General features: G+C 72.9%; 13 protein-coding genes and 1 pseudogene. 10 read left to right on the forward strand and 4 right to left on the reverse strand.

Features of this window, described 5'->3' with window-relative positions; genetic code table 11:
* Positions 1-25: 25 nt before the first annotated feature.
* Genes argC through ACZ63H_RS13845 form a run of 5 tightly spaced genes read left to right on the forward strand, consistent with a single transcriptional unit; the run spans position 26 to position 4,853 of the window.
* Positions 26-1,054: an N-acetyl-gamma-glutamyl-phosphate reductase gene (gene argC, locus ACZ63H_RS13825; RefSeq protein WP_469864578.1), complete on the forward strand. Its 1,029-nt coding sequence runs from the start codon at positions 26-28 to the stop codon at positions 1,052-1,054.
* Complete coding sequence (argJ, locus tag ACZ63H_RS13830; RefSeq protein WP_469864580.1) at positions 1,051-2,202, forward strand: bifunctional glutamate N-acetyltransferase/amino-acid acetyltransferase ArgJ; 1,152 nt, start codon at positions 1,051-1,053, stop codon at positions 2,200-2,202. Before argC ends, argJ begins: the two co-directional genes overlap by 4 nt.
* Positions 2,199-3,098 carry an acetylglutamate kinase gene (gene argB / locus ACZ63H_RS13835; protein ID WP_469864582.1) on the forward strand — a complete coding sequence of 300 codons (900 nt, stop codon included), beginning with the start codon at positions 2,199-2,201 and terminating at the stop codon, positions 3,096-3,098. The genes argJ and argB overlap by 4 nt, the downstream gene beginning before the upstream one ends.
* Positions 3,095-4,300, forward strand: a complete 1,206-nt coding sequence (locus ACZ63H_RS13840; RefSeq protein ID WP_469864584.1) for an acetylornithine transaminase — start codon at positions 3,095-3,097, stop codon at positions 4,298-4,300. Before argB ends, ACZ63H_RS13840 begins: the two co-directional genes overlap by 4 nt.
* Before the next feature lie 7 nt (positions 4,301-4,307).
* Complete coding sequence (locus tag ACZ63H_RS13845) at positions 4,308-4,853, forward strand: arginine repressor (protein ID WP_469864586.1); 546 nt, start codon at positions 4,308-4,310, stop codon at positions 4,851-4,853.
* Positions 4,854-5,132: 279 nt separating this feature from the next.
* Here the strand turns inward: ACZ63H_RS13845 and ACZ63H_RS13850 are convergent.
* The 3 genes and pseudogenes from ACZ63H_RS13850 to ACZ63H_RS13860 form a co-directional block, all read right to left on the reverse strand.
* Positions 5,133-5,762: pseudogene (locus tag ACZ63H_RS13850) on the reverse strand (ferric reductase); the annotation flags it as partial.
* Between the two features lie 2 nt (positions 5,763-5,764).
* Positions 5,765-6,469 carry a L,D-transpeptidase family protein gene (locus ACZ63H_RS13855; protein WP_469864588.1) on the reverse strand — a complete coding sequence of 235 codons (705 nt, stop codon included), beginning with the start codon at positions 6,467-6,469 and terminating at the stop codon, positions 5,765-5,767.
* A gap of 3 nt (positions 6,470-6,472) precedes the next feature.
* A complete protein-coding gene (locus ACZ63H_RS13860) occupies positions 6,473-7,060 on the reverse strand; it encodes a pyridoxamine 5'-phosphate oxidase family protein (protein WP_030781143.1) in 588 nt (195 codons plus the stop codon).
* Positions 7,061-7,188: 128 nt separating this feature from the next.
* Between ACZ63H_RS13860 and ACZ63H_RS13865 the strand changes: the two genes are divergently transcribed.
* The 5 genes from ACZ63H_RS13865 to ACZ63H_RS13885 all read left to right on the forward strand — a co-directional run bounded on the left by ACZ63H_RS13865 (position 7,189) and on the right by ACZ63H_RS13885 (position 13,125).
* Complete coding sequence (locus ACZ63H_RS13865; RefSeq protein WP_469864590.1) at positions 7,189-8,382, forward strand: argininosuccinate synthase; 1,194 nt, start codon at positions 7,189-7,191, stop codon at positions 8,380-8,382.
* A 92-nt stretch (positions 8,383-8,474) separates the two neighbouring features.
* The gene (gene argH / locus ACZ63H_RS13870) at positions 8,475-9,908 is read left to right on the forward strand and encodes an argininosuccinate lyase (protein WP_469864592.1); all 1,434 of its coding nucleotides are present in this window, start codon (positions 8,475-8,477) and stop codon (positions 9,906-9,908) included.
* 86 nt (positions 9,909-9,994) lie between these two features.
* Positions 9,995-10,966: an aldo/keto reductase gene (locus ACZ63H_RS13875; protein WP_469864594.1), complete on the forward strand. Its 972-nt coding sequence runs from the start codon at positions 9,995-9,997 to the stop codon at positions 10,964-10,966.
* 84 nt (positions 10,967-11,050) lie between these two features.
* On the forward strand, positions 11,051-11,602 hold the full coding sequence (locus ACZ63H_RS13880) for a TetR/AcrR family transcriptional regulator (RefSeq protein WP_467935841.1): 552 nt from the start codon (positions 11,051-11,053) through the stop codon (positions 11,600-11,602).
* Positions 11,599-13,125, forward strand: a complete 1,527-nt coding sequence (locus ACZ63H_RS13885) for an MFS transporter (protein WP_469864596.1) — start codon at positions 11,599-11,601, stop codon at positions 13,123-13,125. The genes ACZ63H_RS13880 and ACZ63H_RS13885 overlap by 4 nt, the downstream gene beginning before the upstream one ends.
* A 13-nt stretch (positions 13,126-13,138) precedes the next feature.
* On the opposite strand, the gene ACZ63H_RS13890 is transcribed toward ACZ63H_RS13885, so the two are convergent.
* A complete protein-coding gene (locus ACZ63H_RS13890; protein ID WP_469864598.1) occupies positions 13,139-14,746 on the reverse strand; it encodes a multicopper oxidase family protein in 1,608 nt (535 codons plus the stop codon).
* Between the last annotated feature and the right edge of the window lie 46 nt (positions 14,747-14,792).

Below are 14,792 nucleotides of genomic sequence, written 5' to 3' on the forward strand. Positions count from 1 at the left end.
GTCATGCCATCAGAGGAGGATGGACATGGCAGTACGTGCAGCGGTGGCCGGAGCGAGCGGATACGCGGGCGGAGAGGTCCTGCGCCTGCTCCTCGCGCACCCCGAGGTAGAGATCGGCGCCCTGACCGGGAACTCCAACGCGGGGCAGCGGCTCGGGGTGCTCCAGCCGCACCTGCTGCCGCTGGCCGACCGGGTGCTGGCCGAGACCACGCCCGAGGCTCTCGCCGGGCACGACGTGGTCTTCCTCGCGCTGCCCCACGGACAGTCCGCCGCCGTCGCCGAACGGCTCGGCCCCGACGTCCTCGTGGTCGACATGGGCGCCGACTTCCGGCTGAAGGACCCGGCCGACTGGGAGGCCTTCTACGGCTCCCCGCACGCCGGCACCTGGCCCTACGGCCTCCCCGAACTCCCGGGTGCCCGTGCCGCGCTCACGGGGTCCAGGCGCATCGCGGTGCCCGGTTGCTACCCGACCGCCGTCTCCCTCGCCCTGTTCCCGGCCTACGCGGCCCGACTCGTCGAACCGGAGGCGGTGATCGTCGCCGCGTCCGGCACCTCCGGCGCGGGCAAGGCCCCCAAGCCGCACCTGCTGGGCAGCGAGGTCATGGGCTCCATGTCGCCCTACGGCGTCGGCGGCGGCCACCGGCACACCCCGGAGATGATCCAGAACCTCGGCGCCGTCGCCGGGCGGCCGGTGAAGGTCTCCTTCACCCCGACCCTGGCCCCGATGCCGCGCGGGATCCTCGCCACGTGCAGCGCGTCCGCGGTCGCGGGCGTGACGGCCGACGGCGTCCGCGCCGCCTACGAGAAGGCGTACGCCGACGAGCCCTTCGTCCACCTGCTCCCCGAGGGCCAGTGGCCGTCCACGGCGTCCGTCCACGGTTCCAACGCCGTGCAGGTACAGGTCGCCTACGACGCCGCCGTGGGCCGCGTCATCGCGATCAGCGCCATCGACAACCTGACCAAGGGCACCGCCGGCGGTGCCGTCCAGAGCATGAACATCGCCCTGGGTCTCCCCGAGACCACCGGGCTTTCCACGATCGGAGTCGCACCGTGAGCGTCACGGCAGCCAAGGGATTCACGGCGGCGGGGATCGCCGCCGGGATCAAGGAGAACGGCAACCCCGACCTGGCCCTCGTGGTCAACAACGGGCCCCGCCGTGCCGCCGCGGGCGTCTTCACCTCCAACCGCGTCAAGGCGGCCCCGGTGCTGTGGTCCGAGCAGGTCCTCAAGGGCGGCCAGGTCTCGGCCGTCGTCCTGAACTCCGGCGGCGCCAACGCCTGCACCGGACCGAAGGGCTTCCAGGACACCCACGCCACCGCCGAGAAGGCCGCCGAGGTGCTCGGCCGGGGCGCCGTCGAGGTCGCCGTGTGCTCCACGGGCCTGATCGGCGTGCTGCTGCCCATGGACAAGGTCCTTACGGGCGTGGAGACGGCCGCGGCACAGCTGTCCGAGCACGGCGGCGAGAAGGCCGCGATCGCCATCAAGACCACCGACACCGTCCACAAGACGTCCGTGGTCTCCGGGGGAGGATGGACCGTCGGCGGCATGGCCAAGGGCGCCGGCATGCTCGCCCCCGGCCTCGCCACCATGCTGGTCGTCCTCACCACCGACGCCGACCTGGAAAGCGAGGTGCTGGACAAGGCGCTGCGCGCGGCCACCCGGGTCACCTTCGACCGCGTCGACTCCGACGGCTGCATGTCCACCAACGACACCGTGCTGCTGCTCGCCTCCGGCTCCAGCGGCCTCACCCCGGACTACGACGACTTCGCCGAGGCCGTCCGCCGGGTCTGCGACGACCTCGGCCGGCAGCTCATCGGCGACGCCGAGGGCGCCAGCAAGGACATCAAGGTCGAGGTCGTCAACGCGGCGACCGAGGAGGACGCCGTCGAGGTGGGCCGCTCCATCGCCCGCAACAACCTCCTCAAGTGCGCGATCCACGGCGAGGACCCCAACTGGGGCCGTGTCCTCTCCGCGATCGGCACCACCCGGGCCGCCTTCGAACCCGACCGGCTCAACGTCGCCATCAACGGCGTCTGGGTGTGCCGCAACGGCTCCGTCGGCGCGGACCGCGACCTGGTCGACATGCGCTACCGCGAGGTGCACATCGTCGCCGACCTGGCCGCGGGCACCGAGACCGCGACCATCTGGACCAACGACCTGACCGCCGACTACGTCCACGAGAACAGCGCCTACTCCTCATGACAACCCGTAAGCACACCGCGCTGCCCAAGGCCCGCATCCTCATCGAGGCGCTGCCCTGGCTCACCCGGCACCACGGCAAGGTCGTCGTCATCAAGTTCGGCGGCAACGCCATGGTGGACGAGGAACTGAAGGCCGCCTTCGCCCAGGACGTCGTCTTCCTGCACCACGCCGGCCTCAAGCCGGTCGTCGTGCACGGCGGCGGCCCGCAGATCAGCGCCGCCCTCGACCGGCACGGCATCGCCAGCGAGTTCAAGGCGGGCCTGCGCGTCACCACCGAGGACGCCATGGACGTCGTACGGATGGTGCTCGCCGGGCAGGTGCAGCGCGAGCTGGTCGGTCTGCTGAACCGGCACGGCCCGCTCGCCGTCGGCCTCACCGGCGAGGACGCGCACACCATCACCGCGACGAGGCACGTCCCCGAGATCGACGGGCAACCGGTCGACATCGGGCGGGTCGGCGAGATCACCGGCATCGACACCGGCGCCATCGAGGCCCTGCTCGCCGACGGCCGGATCCCGGTCGTCTCCTCCATCGCCCGCTCCGCGGACGACGGACACGTCTACAACGTCAACGCCGACACGGCCGCCGCGGCACTCGCCGCCGCCCTCGGCGCCGAGACCCTCATGGTCCTCACCGACGTCGAGGGGCTCTACGAGGACTGGCCGAACTCCGACGAGGTGATCAGCCGCCTCACCGCCTCCCAGCTGGAGAAGCTGCTGCCGGACCTCGGCTCCGGCATGGTGCCCAAGATGGAGGGCTGCCTGCACGCCGTGCGCAACGGCGTCACCACCGCCCGGGTCATCGACGGCCGGGTCCAGCACTCGATCCTGCTGGAGATCTTCACCGACGAGGGCATCGGCACCATGGTCGTACCGGACGCACAGGGGGAGTCATGAGCAACCAGGAACTGACCGCGCGGTGGCAGGGCGCGCTGATGAACAACTACGGCACCCCGCGCCTGCCCCTCGTACGCGGCGAGGGCACCCGGGTGTGGGACGCCGAGGGCCGGGAGTACCTCGACTTCGTCGGCGGCATCGCCACCAACGCGCTCGGCCACGCCCACCCCGCCGTCGTCGCGGCCGTCAGCGGGCAGATCGCCTCCCTCGGCCACATCTCCAACTTCTTCATGGCCGAGCCGACCGTCGCCCTCGCCGAACGGCTCCTGCGCCTGTTCGGCCGGGACGGCCGGGTCTTCTTCTGCAACTCCGGCGCCGAGGCCAACGAGGCCGCCTTCAAGATCGGCCGGCTGACCGGGCGCACCCACGTGGTCGCCACCGACGGCGGCTTCCACGGCCGGACGATGGGCGCCCTCGCGCTCACCGGCCAGCCCGCCAAACAGGACCCGTTCCGGCCGCTGCCCGGCGACGTCACCCACGTCCCCTACGGCGACGCCCAGGCGCTGGCCGCCGCGGTCACCGAGGACACCGCCCTCGTGATCCTCGAGCCGATCCAGGGCGAGAACGGCGTGGTCGTGCCCCCGGCCGGCTACCTCAAGGCCGCCCGCGCGATCACCGCCGCCACCGGCGCGCTGCTGGTCCTGGACGAGGTGCAGACCGGCATCGGCCGGACCGGCACCTGGTTCGCCTACCAGGCCCACGAGGGCGTACTGCCCGACGTCGTCACCCTCGCCAAGCAGCTCGGCGGCGGGCTGCCGCTCGGCGCGACCGTGGCCTTCGGCCGGGCCGCCGAACTGCTCGGGCCCGGCCACCACGGGACCACCTTCGGCGGCAACCCGGTCGCCTGCGCCGCCGGACTCGCCGTGCTCGACACCATCGAGGGCGAAGGCCTGCTGGACCACGTCAAGCGGCAGAGCGAGAGGTTGCGGGAGGGGATCGAGGCGCTGAACCACCCGTTGATCCAGGGTGTCCGGGGCGGGGGCCTGCTCCTGGGTATCGTGCTCACCGGGCCGCACGCGCCACAGGCGCAGGCGGCGGCCCAGGAGGCCGGGTTCCTCGTGAACGCGCCCGCCCCCGACGTCGTACGGCTCATGCCGCCGCTGAACCTGCGCGACGACGAGGCGGACGCGCTGCTCGGGGCGCTGCCCGGCATCCTCGACGCAGCGAGCCCTGTGGCTGGGGACGGACGATCCGGAGAATGAGACGACGATGAGCGAGGCGCAGGACCACGACCAGGGCGTGGGGGCCGGGCCCGCCGTACCGCAGACCCGCACCGCACGGCACCGCCGGATCGTGGACATCCTCAACCGGCAGCCGGTGCGGTCGCAGAGCCAGCTGGCGAAGCTGCTCGCGGACGACGGGCTGAACGTCACGCAGGCGACGCTCAGCCGGGACCTCGACGAGCTGAACGCGGTCAAGATCCGCAACACCGACGGCGACCTGATCTACGCGGTGCCCAGCGAGGGGGGGTTCCGCACGCCGCGTGCCCCGCTCGGGGAGTCGGCGAAGGAGGAGCGGATGCGGCGGCTCTCCCAGGAGCTGCTGATCTCCGCGGAGGCGTCGGCGAACCTCGTGGTCCTGCGGACGCCCCCCGGGGCCGCGCAGTTCCTGGCCTCCGCCATCGACCAGGCCGAACTCCACGACATCCTCGGCACGATCGCCGGCGACGACACGCTGCTGCTGATCAGCCGGGAGCCGACGGGGGGCCAGGCGCTGGCGGACCATCTGCTGCGGCTGGCGCAGAACGGCCACTGAGGCGGCGGGACCGGGCACCGGCCCGGTCCGGGGCGGATGCGAGGACCGGCGGCAGCCGGTCCCGGTGCGGGCGGTGCCGAAGAGGGAGCCGGTGCCGGTCCTCCCCGCCGCCACCGCCTCCCGGTCCGGCCGGGGACGGCCGGCCGCGCCGTGCGGTCGCCGAGGTCGCCTGGACCGCCTCCGCCCGGATGATCCATCCGCCGGCGACCGTGCGCACCCCGGCCGGGCCGGACGCCCCGGCCACCGACCGGCGCGGGGCCGTTCGCCCGGCGGCTCCGCTCACCTCTCGAACGACTCGTGGTGGATGCGGCGGGCGGGCACCCCGGCCCCGCGCAGCGCCTCGTACACCGACCGGGCGATGCCGGGCGGCCCGCACAGGAAGACGTCGTGCCGGTCGAGGTCCGGGATCTTCCGCCGGAGGGTCCGCGCGGAGATCTCCGGACGCGTGCCGCCGGGGCCGTTCACCGCGTACATCAGCCGGGCGCCCCGCTCCTCGGCGATCGCCGCCGGCTCGTCCCACAGCGCCAGGTCCCGGGTGGAGCCCGCCCGGTACAGCAGGGTGAGGTCCCCGGCGGCCCCCGGCAGCGTCTCGAACAGGGCCCGCATCGGTGTGATCCCCACCCCGCCCGCGACCAGCAGCACCTTGCCCCGGCTGCGGCGCCGCGCGGTCAGGGCGCCGTACGGGCCCTCCGCCCACACCCGGGTGCCGGGCGCCAGCTCCCGCAGCCGGGCGCTGTGGTCGCCGTTCGCCTTCACCGTGATCCGCAGGACGTCCGGGCGCGGCGCGGCCGACAGGGAGTACGGGTGCGAGCTGAAGCGCAGCCCCGGGGCGAGGAAGCGCCAGCGGAAGAACTGGCCCGCCTCCGCGCCCATCCGGTGCAGCCGGCGCCCGCCGATCAGCACCGACAGCCTCAGTAGCGGGTGACGGCGGTGGCCCCGGTCTCGGTCCCCACCGCGATGTGCGGCCGGCGGTCCGGCGCCGCCCAGCGCAGGATCCGCTCCATGGCGTCCCGGGGCACCGACACACAACCGGACGTCGCCCCCCGCCCGTCGACGTGCAGGAAGATCCCGGCGCCGCGCCCGCGCACGGGCCGGTCGTAGTTGAAGCCGATGACCAGGGCGTGGGCGTACTGCTCGCGGTAGTCGGCCAGGTGCTCGGACTCGGCGGCGCGGCAGTCGGCGGGCAGCGGGTCGACCCAGCGGTTGTAGGAGCGGGAGTCGTTGTCCTGGCACCACCAGGAACCGTCCCGGACGGCCCGGTACTCCACGCTCGTCCCGGCCGGCGCCGGCTCGACGCCGAAGCCGAAGGGCAGGTCGTACAGGCCGGTCGGTGTCGTCCCGGTGCCCTGGGTGCGGGCGGTGCCCTCCACCAGCCCGCCCGCGCCGAAGCGGGCCGGTGCGGACCCGGCCGGGGTCCACCGCCCGTCCCGCAGGTCCCACCAGGTCACCGTGCCCTCGGTGGCGCCGGTGTCCGGGGCCTCGGCGACGATCAGCTGGCTGCCGCCGCCGGTGTCCGCCATGGTGGCCGGCAGCGGTGCCGGGTCCCGGCCGGGGGCGGCACCGAGCAGGGCGAGACAGGAGACGGACACGAGGGCGGGGACCACACCGGGGCGCATGCCTCAGACGCTAGACGGCGGCAGCGGCAACGGCAGTCCGGGCAGTCCGTCCAGGCTGGTCGCGATGTGCTCCTTCTTGGTGAAGTACGCGCTCAGCGAGGCGTCGTCCTCGCGGGCGAAGCGCCGCCCGTGCAGATCGCGGTCCTCCTCGTACGCCATGAAGGGGACGGCGTAGCCGCAGGAGTCGCGGACCACGTCGGCGTGCACCACGATGACGGCGCGCAGTCCGTGCGCGGTGTGGTCGATGTCCGGGAAGCGGGCGAGGAGGTCCGGGAAGCGCGGGTCGTCGCGGAAGACGGGTTCGCCCCGGCCGTGCACGCGCACGATGTTGGGCGGGCCCTGGAAGGCGCACCACATGAGGGTGATCCGCCCGTTCTCCCGCAGGTGGGCGATGGTCTCGGCGGTGGACCCGGCGAAGTCCAGGTAGGCCACGGTGAGTTCGTCCAGCACCACGAAGGAGCCCTTGAGGCCCTTGGGGGAGAGGTTGACCGTGCCGTCGCCGGAGAGCGGGGCGGTCGCGGTGAAGAAGAGGGGCTGCTCCTCGATGAAGGCACGCAGCCTGCCGTCTATGCGCTCGTACGTCTTTCCCATGTCCGACGATTATCGACGAGTTTTCTTCGACTGTCTAAGTATTCCTCCGCCCTTGATGCCGATTGACGAATCATGCAGAGCACTGCATACTCATGCATGTCAGTGAATGCAGTGTGAGGAGAACCCCCGTGACCGAGCGCGTCGTACTCGCCTACTCGGGCGGTCTGGACACCTCCGTCGCCATCGGCTGGATCGCCGAGGAGACGGGCGCCGAGGTCATCGCCGTCGCGGTCGACGTCGGCCAGGGCGGGGAGGACCTGGACGTCATCCGCAAGCGCGCCCTCGCGTGCGGCGCCGTCGAGGCGGAGGTCGCGGACGCCAAGGACGAGTTCGCCGACGAGTACTGCCTCCCGGCGATCAAGGCCAACGCCCTGTACATGGACCGCTACCCGCTGGTCTCCGCCCTGTCCCGGCCGGCGATCGTCAAGCACCTGGTCGCCGCCGCCAGGAAGCACGGCGCCACCACGGTCGCCCACGGCTGCACCGGCAAGGGCAACGACCAGGTCCGTTTCGAGGCCGGCATCGCCGCCCTCGCCCCCGACCTGAAGTGCATCGCCCCGGTCCGCGACTACGCCATGACCCGGGACAAGGCGATCGCCTTCTGCGAGGCCAGGCGGCTCCCGATCGCCACCACCAAGAAGTCCCCGTACTCCATCGACCAGAACGTCTTCGGACGCGCCGTCGAGACGGGCTTCCTGGAGGACATCTGGAATGCCCCGATCGAGGACGTCTACGAGTACACCGCCGACCCGGCCACCCCCCGCGAGGCCGACGAGGTGGTCATCACCTTCGACAAGGGTGCCCCGGTCGCCCTCGACGGCGAGCCCGTCACCGTCCTCCAGGCCATCCGGCGGCTCAACGAGCGCGCCGGCGCCCAGGGCGTCGGCCGGATCGACATGGTCGAGGACCGCCTGGTCGGCATCAAGTCCCGAGAGGTCTACGAAGCCCCGGGCGCCATCGCCCTGATCACCGCCCACCAGGAGCTGGAGAACGTCACCGTCGAGCGCGAACTCGCCCGCTACAAGCGCCAGGTCGAGCAGCGCTGGGGCGAACTGGTCTACGACGGCCAGTGGTTCTCCCCGCTCAAGCGCGCCCTGGACGGTTTCGTCGACGAGGCCAACCAGCACGTCTGCGGCGACATCCGGATGACCCTGCACGGCGGGCGCGCGGTCGTCACCGGCCGGCGCTCGAAGGAGTCGCTGTACGACTTCGACCTCGCCACCTACGACACGGGCGACACCTTCGACCAGTCGGCGGCCAAGGGCTTCATCGACATCTACAGCCTGTCGTCCAGGATCGCCGCCAAGCGCGACCTGGTCTGACCCGCGGGCGTCACCTCACCCGCACCGGCCCGACAGCCGCCTCCCCGCGCGCGGAGGCGGTGGCACATCACGAGCTTCGAGGAGCAACGCAAGTGAGCAGCAACAGCGGTGACGTACGGCTCTGGGGCGGCCGGTTCGCCGACGGACCCGCCGAGGCCCTGGCGAAGCTGTCCGCGTCCGTCCACTTCGACTGGCGGCTCGCCCCCTACGACATCGCCGGCTCGCGTGCCCACGCGCGCGTGCTGCACCGGGCGGGGCTGCTCACCGAGGAGGAGCTGACCCGGATGCTGGCCGGCCTCGACCGGCTGGAGGCGGACGTGGCGTCGGGTGCCTTCGTGGGCACCATCGCCGACGAGGACGTGCACACCGCCCTGGAGCGCGGCCTGCTGGAGCGCCTCGGCCCGGACCTCGGCGGCAAGCTGCGCGCCGGCCGGTCCCGCAACGACCAGGTGGCCACCCTCTTCCGGATGTACCTGCGCGACCACGGCCGGATCATCGGCGGCCTGATCGCCGACCTCCAGGACGCCCTGATCGCACTGGCCGAGGCCCACCCGGACGTGGCCATGCCCGGCCGCACGCACCTCCAGCACGCCCAGCCGGTGCTCTTCGCCCACCACGTCCTCGCCCATGTGCAGTCCCTGTCCCGGGACGCCGAGCGGCTGCGCCAGTGGGACGAGCGGACGGCCGTGTCGCCGTACGGCTCCGGGGCCCTGGCCGGCTCCTCCCTGGGTCTGGACCCGGAGGCGGTCGCCCGCGACCTCGGCTTCGAGCACGGCAGCGCCGGCAACTCCATCGACGGCACCGCCTCCCGGGACTTCGTCGCGGAGTTCGCCTTCATCACCGCGATGATCGGCGTGAACCTCTCCCGGATCGCCGAGGAGATCATCATCTGGAACACGAAGGAGTTCTCCTTCGTGACCCTGCACGACGCCTTCTCCACCGGCTCGTCGATCATGCCGCAGAAGAAGAACCCGGACATCGCCGAGCTGGCCCGCGGCAAGTCCGGCCGCCTGATCGGCAACCTCACCGGCCTGCTGGCCACCCTCAAGGCGCTGCCCCTCGCGTACAACCGCGACCTCCAGGAGGACAAGGAGCCGGTCTTCGACTCCTGCGACCAGCTGGAGGTGCTGCTCCCCGCCTTCACCGGCATGATCGCCACCCTCACCGTCCACCGCGAGCGCATGGAGGAGCTGGCCCCGGCCGGCTTCTCCCTCGCCACCGACATCGCCGAGTGGCTGGTGAAGCGGGGCGTGCCCTTCCGGGTGGCGCACGAGGTCGCGGGGGAGTGCGTCAAGGCCGCCGAGGCCGAGGGCGGGGAACTGGACGACCTCACGGACGAGCAGTTCGCGGAGATCTCCCCCCACCTCACCCCCGAGGTCCGCACGGTCCTGAACGTCCCCGGCGCCCTGGCCTCCCGCGACGCCCGGGGCGGCACGGCCCCGAGCGCGGTGGCCGTCCAGCTGGCGGAGGTCAAGGCGGACGTGGCACACCAGCACGAGTGGGCCGAGGCCAAGAAGAAGCGGTAGGGGAGCGCCCCGTCGGCGAACACGGAGGTCATCGCGGGGTTAGGTTGGTCACGAGCCCATCGGAGCCGACCGAACGGACCCCCGCGATGCCCTTCGCCCGACTGGTCACGGCGACCACCCCCACCTGCCACATCGGCTTCGGCCTCGCCGCGGTGGGCCGCCCCGGCTACATCAACCTCGGCCGCGACGAGGATCTCGGAGAGCACCGCGACGCCGAAGCGCTGCGCACCCGCACCCACGCCCTCCTCGACGCCGCCTACGCCCAGGGCGTCCGCTACTTCGACGCCGCCCGCTCCTACGGCCGCTCCGAGGAGTTCCTCGCGGACTGGCTCCGGGAGAACCCCGGCGCCGACGACGTGGTCATCGGCAGCAAATGGGGCTACACCTACACCGCCGGCTGGTCGGCGGACGCCGGGACGCACGAGGTCAAGGACCACAGCCTCGCCGCCTACGACCGGCAGCGCGCCGAGACCGACGCCCTGCTCGGCGACCGGCTCGACCTCTACCAGATCCACTCGGTGACACCGGACAGCCCGGCCCTGACCGACGAGGCCCTGCACGCCAGGCTGGCCGAGGCCGCCGCCCGGGGCCTCACCGTCGGCTTCTCCACCAGCGGCCCCGCCCAGGCCGACGCCATCCGCGCGGCCCTCGCCGTCACGGTCGGCGGCGAACCCCTCTTCCGCACCGTCCAGTCGACGTACAACCTCCTGGAGACCTCGGCCGGGCCCGCCCTCGCCGAGGCGCACGACGCCGGGCTCACCGTGATCGTCAAGGAGGGCCTGGCGAACGGCCGGCTGGCCGCACCGCACGCCCCGGCCGCGCTCCAGTCCGTGGCCGCCGCCACCGGACTCGGCTGCGACGCGGTCGCCCTCGCCTGGATCCTGCGCCGGCCCTGGGCGGGCGTGGTCCTCTCCGGTGCCGCGACCGTCCCGCAGCTCCTGTCCAACCTGCACGCCCCCGCCGTCGACCTCGACGAGGACCGGCTGGCCTCCCTCGCCCCGCTGCGGGAGGACCCGGACGCCTACTGGGAGCGGCGCCGGCGGCTGCCCTGGCACTGACGAGCACCCCGCGCGACCCCGCGGAGACGAGTCACGCATGCCCGCGATGAGACATCAATGTCTCATCTGGGCTACCCTTGTCTCATGGCCCTGGACCGTGACCACGTGCTGCGCAGCGCAGCCGCCCTGCTGACCCGCAAATCCACCGCGACCATGGACGAGGTCGCCAAGGCCGCCGGGATCAGCCGGGCCACGCTGCACCGCCACTTCGCCGGACGCGACGCGCTCGTGCGGGCGCTGGAGCAGCTCGGCATCGCGGAGTGCGCGGGCGCGCTGGACCGGGCCCGGCCCGAGGAGGGGCCCGCGGCCGAGGCCGTGCGCCGGCTGGTCCGGGAGATCCAGCCGGCCGCCGGACTGCTGTCGTTCCTCTACGGCGAGAACCAGCTGTGGGAGGGCGACGGGCTGAACGAGGGCTGGCAGCGCCTGGACGCCCGGATCGGCGCCCTGTTCCAGCGCGGTCAGCGCGCCGGCGAATTCCGCATCGATCTCAGTCCGGTCTGGCTCACCGAGGCGCTGTACGGGCTCATCGCCTCGTGCGCCTGGGCCACCCTGGACGGCCGGGTGGCCTCCCGGGACTTCCCGACCATGATCGCCGAGCTGCTGCTCGGCGGCGCTCTGCGAAGAGAGGAACCATGACCAGCACCCTGCGGCCGGCACCGGCGACCGGGGCGGTGAGGCGCCCGGGCCGCTGGCTGGCGCTGTCCGTCCTGGTCCTGGCCGTGCTGCTGGTGGCCGTCGACGCCACCGTCCTCGGCCTGGCGACCCCCTACATCAGCGAGGACCTCGACCCCTCCGGCACCCAGCTGCTGTGGATCGGCGACGTCTACTCCTTCGTCATCGCCGGTCTGCTGGTCTCCATGGGCAGCCTCGGCGACCGCATCGGCCGCAAGCGGATCCTGCTCGTCGGCGCCACCGCGTTCGGCGCGCTGTCCGTGCTCAACGCCTACGCCACCACGCCCGAGCTGATGATCCTGGCCCGGGCGCTGCTCGGCGTCGCGGGCGCGACCCTGATGCCCGCCACCCTGGCGCTGATCCGCAACATCTTCCACGACCCGCGCGAACGCAGCCTGGCCGTCGGCATCTGGGGCGCCACCGCCTCCGCCGGCACGGCCGTCGGCCCGATCGCCGGCGGTTTCCTCCTCGAACACTTCTGGTGGGGCTCGGTCTTCCTGATCAACCTGCCGGTGATGGCCGTCCTGGTGCTGGTCGGCGCCCGCACCCTGCCCGAGTCCCGCGACCCGCACCCGGGCCCGTGGGACCTGGCCAGCGTGCTGCTGTCGCTGGTCGGCATGATCACCCTGGTCTACGCGGTCAAGGAGGCGGCGGCGCACGGCTTCTCCTGGCCGACCCTCGGCTCCGGCCTGCTGGGCGCGGCGGCGCTGTACGGCTTCGTGCGCCGTCAGCTGACCATGCCGGTGCCGCTGCTGGACATGCGGCTGTTCAGGCGCCGCGGCTTCAGCGGGGCGGTCCTCGCCGACCTGCTCACCGTCCTCGGCATGTCCGGGCTGGTGTTCTTCCTCTCCCAGTTCCTGCAACTCGTCCAGGGCCGGCGCCCGTTCGAGGCGGGCCTCGCGGAACTGCCCGCCGCGGTGGGCGCGGTGGCGGCCGGCCTGGTCGCGGGCCGGGCCGCCCGGCGCCTCTCGGTCCGCGTGGTGGTCGCGGGCGGCCTGGCCGCGGTCGGCGTCGCCCTGGCGGTCCTGACCACGATCGGCCGGTCCACCGGCTATCCCGTCCTCGGCGCGGCCCTGCTGGTGGTCGGTGTCGGCGCCGGCTTCTCCTTCACGGTGACCGCCGACGTCATCCTCTCCAGCGTCCCGAAGGACCGGGCGGGCTCGGCCTCGGCGGTCTCCGAGACGGCGTACGAACTCGGCGCGGCCCTCGGCATCGCGCTGCTGGGCTCCATCGTGACCGGCGTCTACCGCGACTTCACGGGCCCGGCCGGCACCCCGGCCGGGGCCCACGAGTCGCTCGGCGCGGCGGCGGAGGCGGCCGCGCAGCTGCCCCCGCACCAGGCCCGGGCACTGCTGGACGCGGCCGGCGAGTCCTTCGTCCACGGCCTCCACCTGGCCTCGGCGGCGGGCGCGGTGGTCCTGCTGGCGGCGTCGGCGGTGGCGTGGTTCCTGCTGAAGGACCAGAAGCTGGAGAGCGCCGGCGAGTGACCGGGCCCCCGGGTCACTTCTTGTAGCCGAGGACCGTCATCATCCCGCTCTCCGAGTGGTACTGGTTGTGGCAGTGCAGCATCCACAGCCCCGGGTTGTCGGCGTCGAAGTCGAGCACCAGCTTCCGGTGCGGCAGCACCAGCGCGGTGTCCTTGCGGGCGCCCGCCGAGTCCAGCCCGGTCACCGCGAAGGTGTGCCCGTGCAGGTGCATGGGGTGCCACATGTCGGTGGCGTTGATGAGGGTGAGCCGTACCCGCTCGCCGGCCCGGACCGGGTGGCGCTGCTGCGGGGTGTAGGTCCGGTGGTCGAACCCCCAGTCGAACTTCGCCATCGTCCCGGTGATCCGGATGCGCACCTCGCGGTCGGGCACCCGGTCGTCCAGGGTCACGGACTCATGGGGCAGCAGCCGGCGCGCGGGGACGGTGTTGCCGTCGAGTTCGCGGGGGTGGACGTCCCCCGTGGGCGGGGACTTGCGCGTCTTGCCGGTGTGCAGGACGGCGAGCGCCCTGCCCTTCTTGCCCTCGGGGAGCGCGACCAGCGGGAACATGCCGTCCCGGGCCGTGATCAGCACGTCGTACCGCTCCGCCATGCCGACGAGGAGGGAGTCGGTCTCCCGGTGCCGCACCGGGTAGCCGTCGGTGTGCGTGATGGTCATCTTGTGGTCGCCCAGCGCCACCCGGAAGGCGGTCTCGGAGCCGGCGTTGACGATCCGCAGCCGCACCCGTTCGCCGGGCCGGCAGCGGAACACCGACGGGCTGTCGGGCAGCCGGCCGTTGACGAGGTAGTACGGGTAGGCGACGCTGCCGCCCTCGCCCTGCAGCATGCGGCTGTGCGACTTGTGCAGCACCCGGTCGGGGCCGGTGTTCTTCCTGGACGGCGCCGGGTGCGCCTTCGCCGGGTGGCCGGGACCCATGGCCATGCCGCCCATGTCCATGGCGCCGCCGGGCTTGAGCTGTTCCAGGACGTTGTCGGGGGTGGAGCCCGCCACGCCGTCCAGCCAGTCGTCCAGGACCACCACCCACTCCTTGTCGTAGGAGAGGGGTTCCCTGGGATCCTCCACCACGAGCGGCGCGTACAGGGCCCGGTCGGGCTGCATCCCGACGTGGGAGTGCAGCAGGTAGGTGCCCGGGTGCGCGACGGTGAAGCGGTAGCGGAAGTCGGTGCCGGGGTGGATGGCCCGCTGGGTGAGGTCGGGGACGCCGTCCATGTCGCAGCGCAGCCGCACCCCGTGGGAGTGCAGGGTGGTCGTCGTGGGCAGCCGGTTCGCCAGCGTCAGATCGAGCACGTCACCGGCGGTGACCCGCACCAGTGGGCCCGGTACCTCCTCGTTGTACGCCCAGGTCCGGACGGAGCGCCCGCCGATGTCCACCTCGGCCTCCGCGGAGGTGAACCGGAAGACGCGTTCGCGGCCGGCCCCGCGTCTGCGCTCGGCGGCCAGCACCTCCGGGTCCGAGGGATTGACGTACCCCCTGGGCCCGGCCGGGACGAACCTCTCCCCGTCACCGGGGTGCAGGGGGCCGGAGCCGGACCGCGGCCCGGAGCTGGTGCAGGCTGCCAGGAATCCCGCGCCCGCGGCGGCGAGGGGGGTGCGGAGCAGGGTACGCCGAGAAGGTGTGAACATGTCTGAATAAGACATGTTGGTTGGTCATATGGCCCGGTGTTGCGGC

The sequence above is a fragment of the Streptomyces sp. NPDC104831 genome, assembly GCF_055583025.1.

Coding starts and splice junctions, on each gene's coding strand:
- argB (WP_469864582.1), top strand. CDS start 2,199: ATGACAACCCGTAAGCACACCGCGCTGCCCAAGGCCCGCATCCTCATC.
- ACZ63H_RS13855 (WP_469864588.1), bottom strand. CDS start 6,469: ATGCGCCCCGGTGTGGTCCCCGCCCTCGTGTCCGTCTCCTGTCTCGCC.
- ACZ63H_RS13860 (WP_030781143.1), bottom strand. CDS start 7,060: ATGGGAAAGACGTACGAGCGCATAGACGGCAGGCTGCGTGCCTTCATC.
- ACZ63H_RS13840 (WP_469864584.1), top strand. CDS start 3,095: ATGAGCAACCAGGAACTGACCGCGCGGTGGCAGGGCGCGCTGATGAAC.
- argC (WP_469864578.1), top strand. CDS start 26: ATGGCAGTACGTGCAGCGGTGGCCGGAGCGAGCGGATACGCGGGCGGA.
- ACZ63H_RS13885 (WP_469864596.1), top strand. CDS start 11,599: ATGACCAGCACCCTGCGGCCGGCACCGGCGACCGGGGCGGTGAGGCGC.
- ACZ63H_RS13890 (WP_469864598.1), bottom strand. CDS start 14,746: ATGTTCACACCTTCTCGGCGTACCCTGCTCCGCACCCCCCTCGCCGCC.
- ACZ63H_RS13880 (WP_467935841.1), top strand. CDS start 11,051: ATGGCCCTGGACCGTGACCACGTGCTGCGCAGCGCAGCCGCCCTGCTG.
- ACZ63H_RS13875 (WP_469864594.1), top strand. CDS start 9,995: ATGCCCTTCGCCCGACTGGTCACGGCGACCACCCCCACCTGCCACATC.
- ACZ63H_RS13845 (WP_469864586.1), top strand. CDS start 4,308: ATGAGCGAGGCGCAGGACCACGACCAGGGCGTGGGGGCCGGGCCCGCC.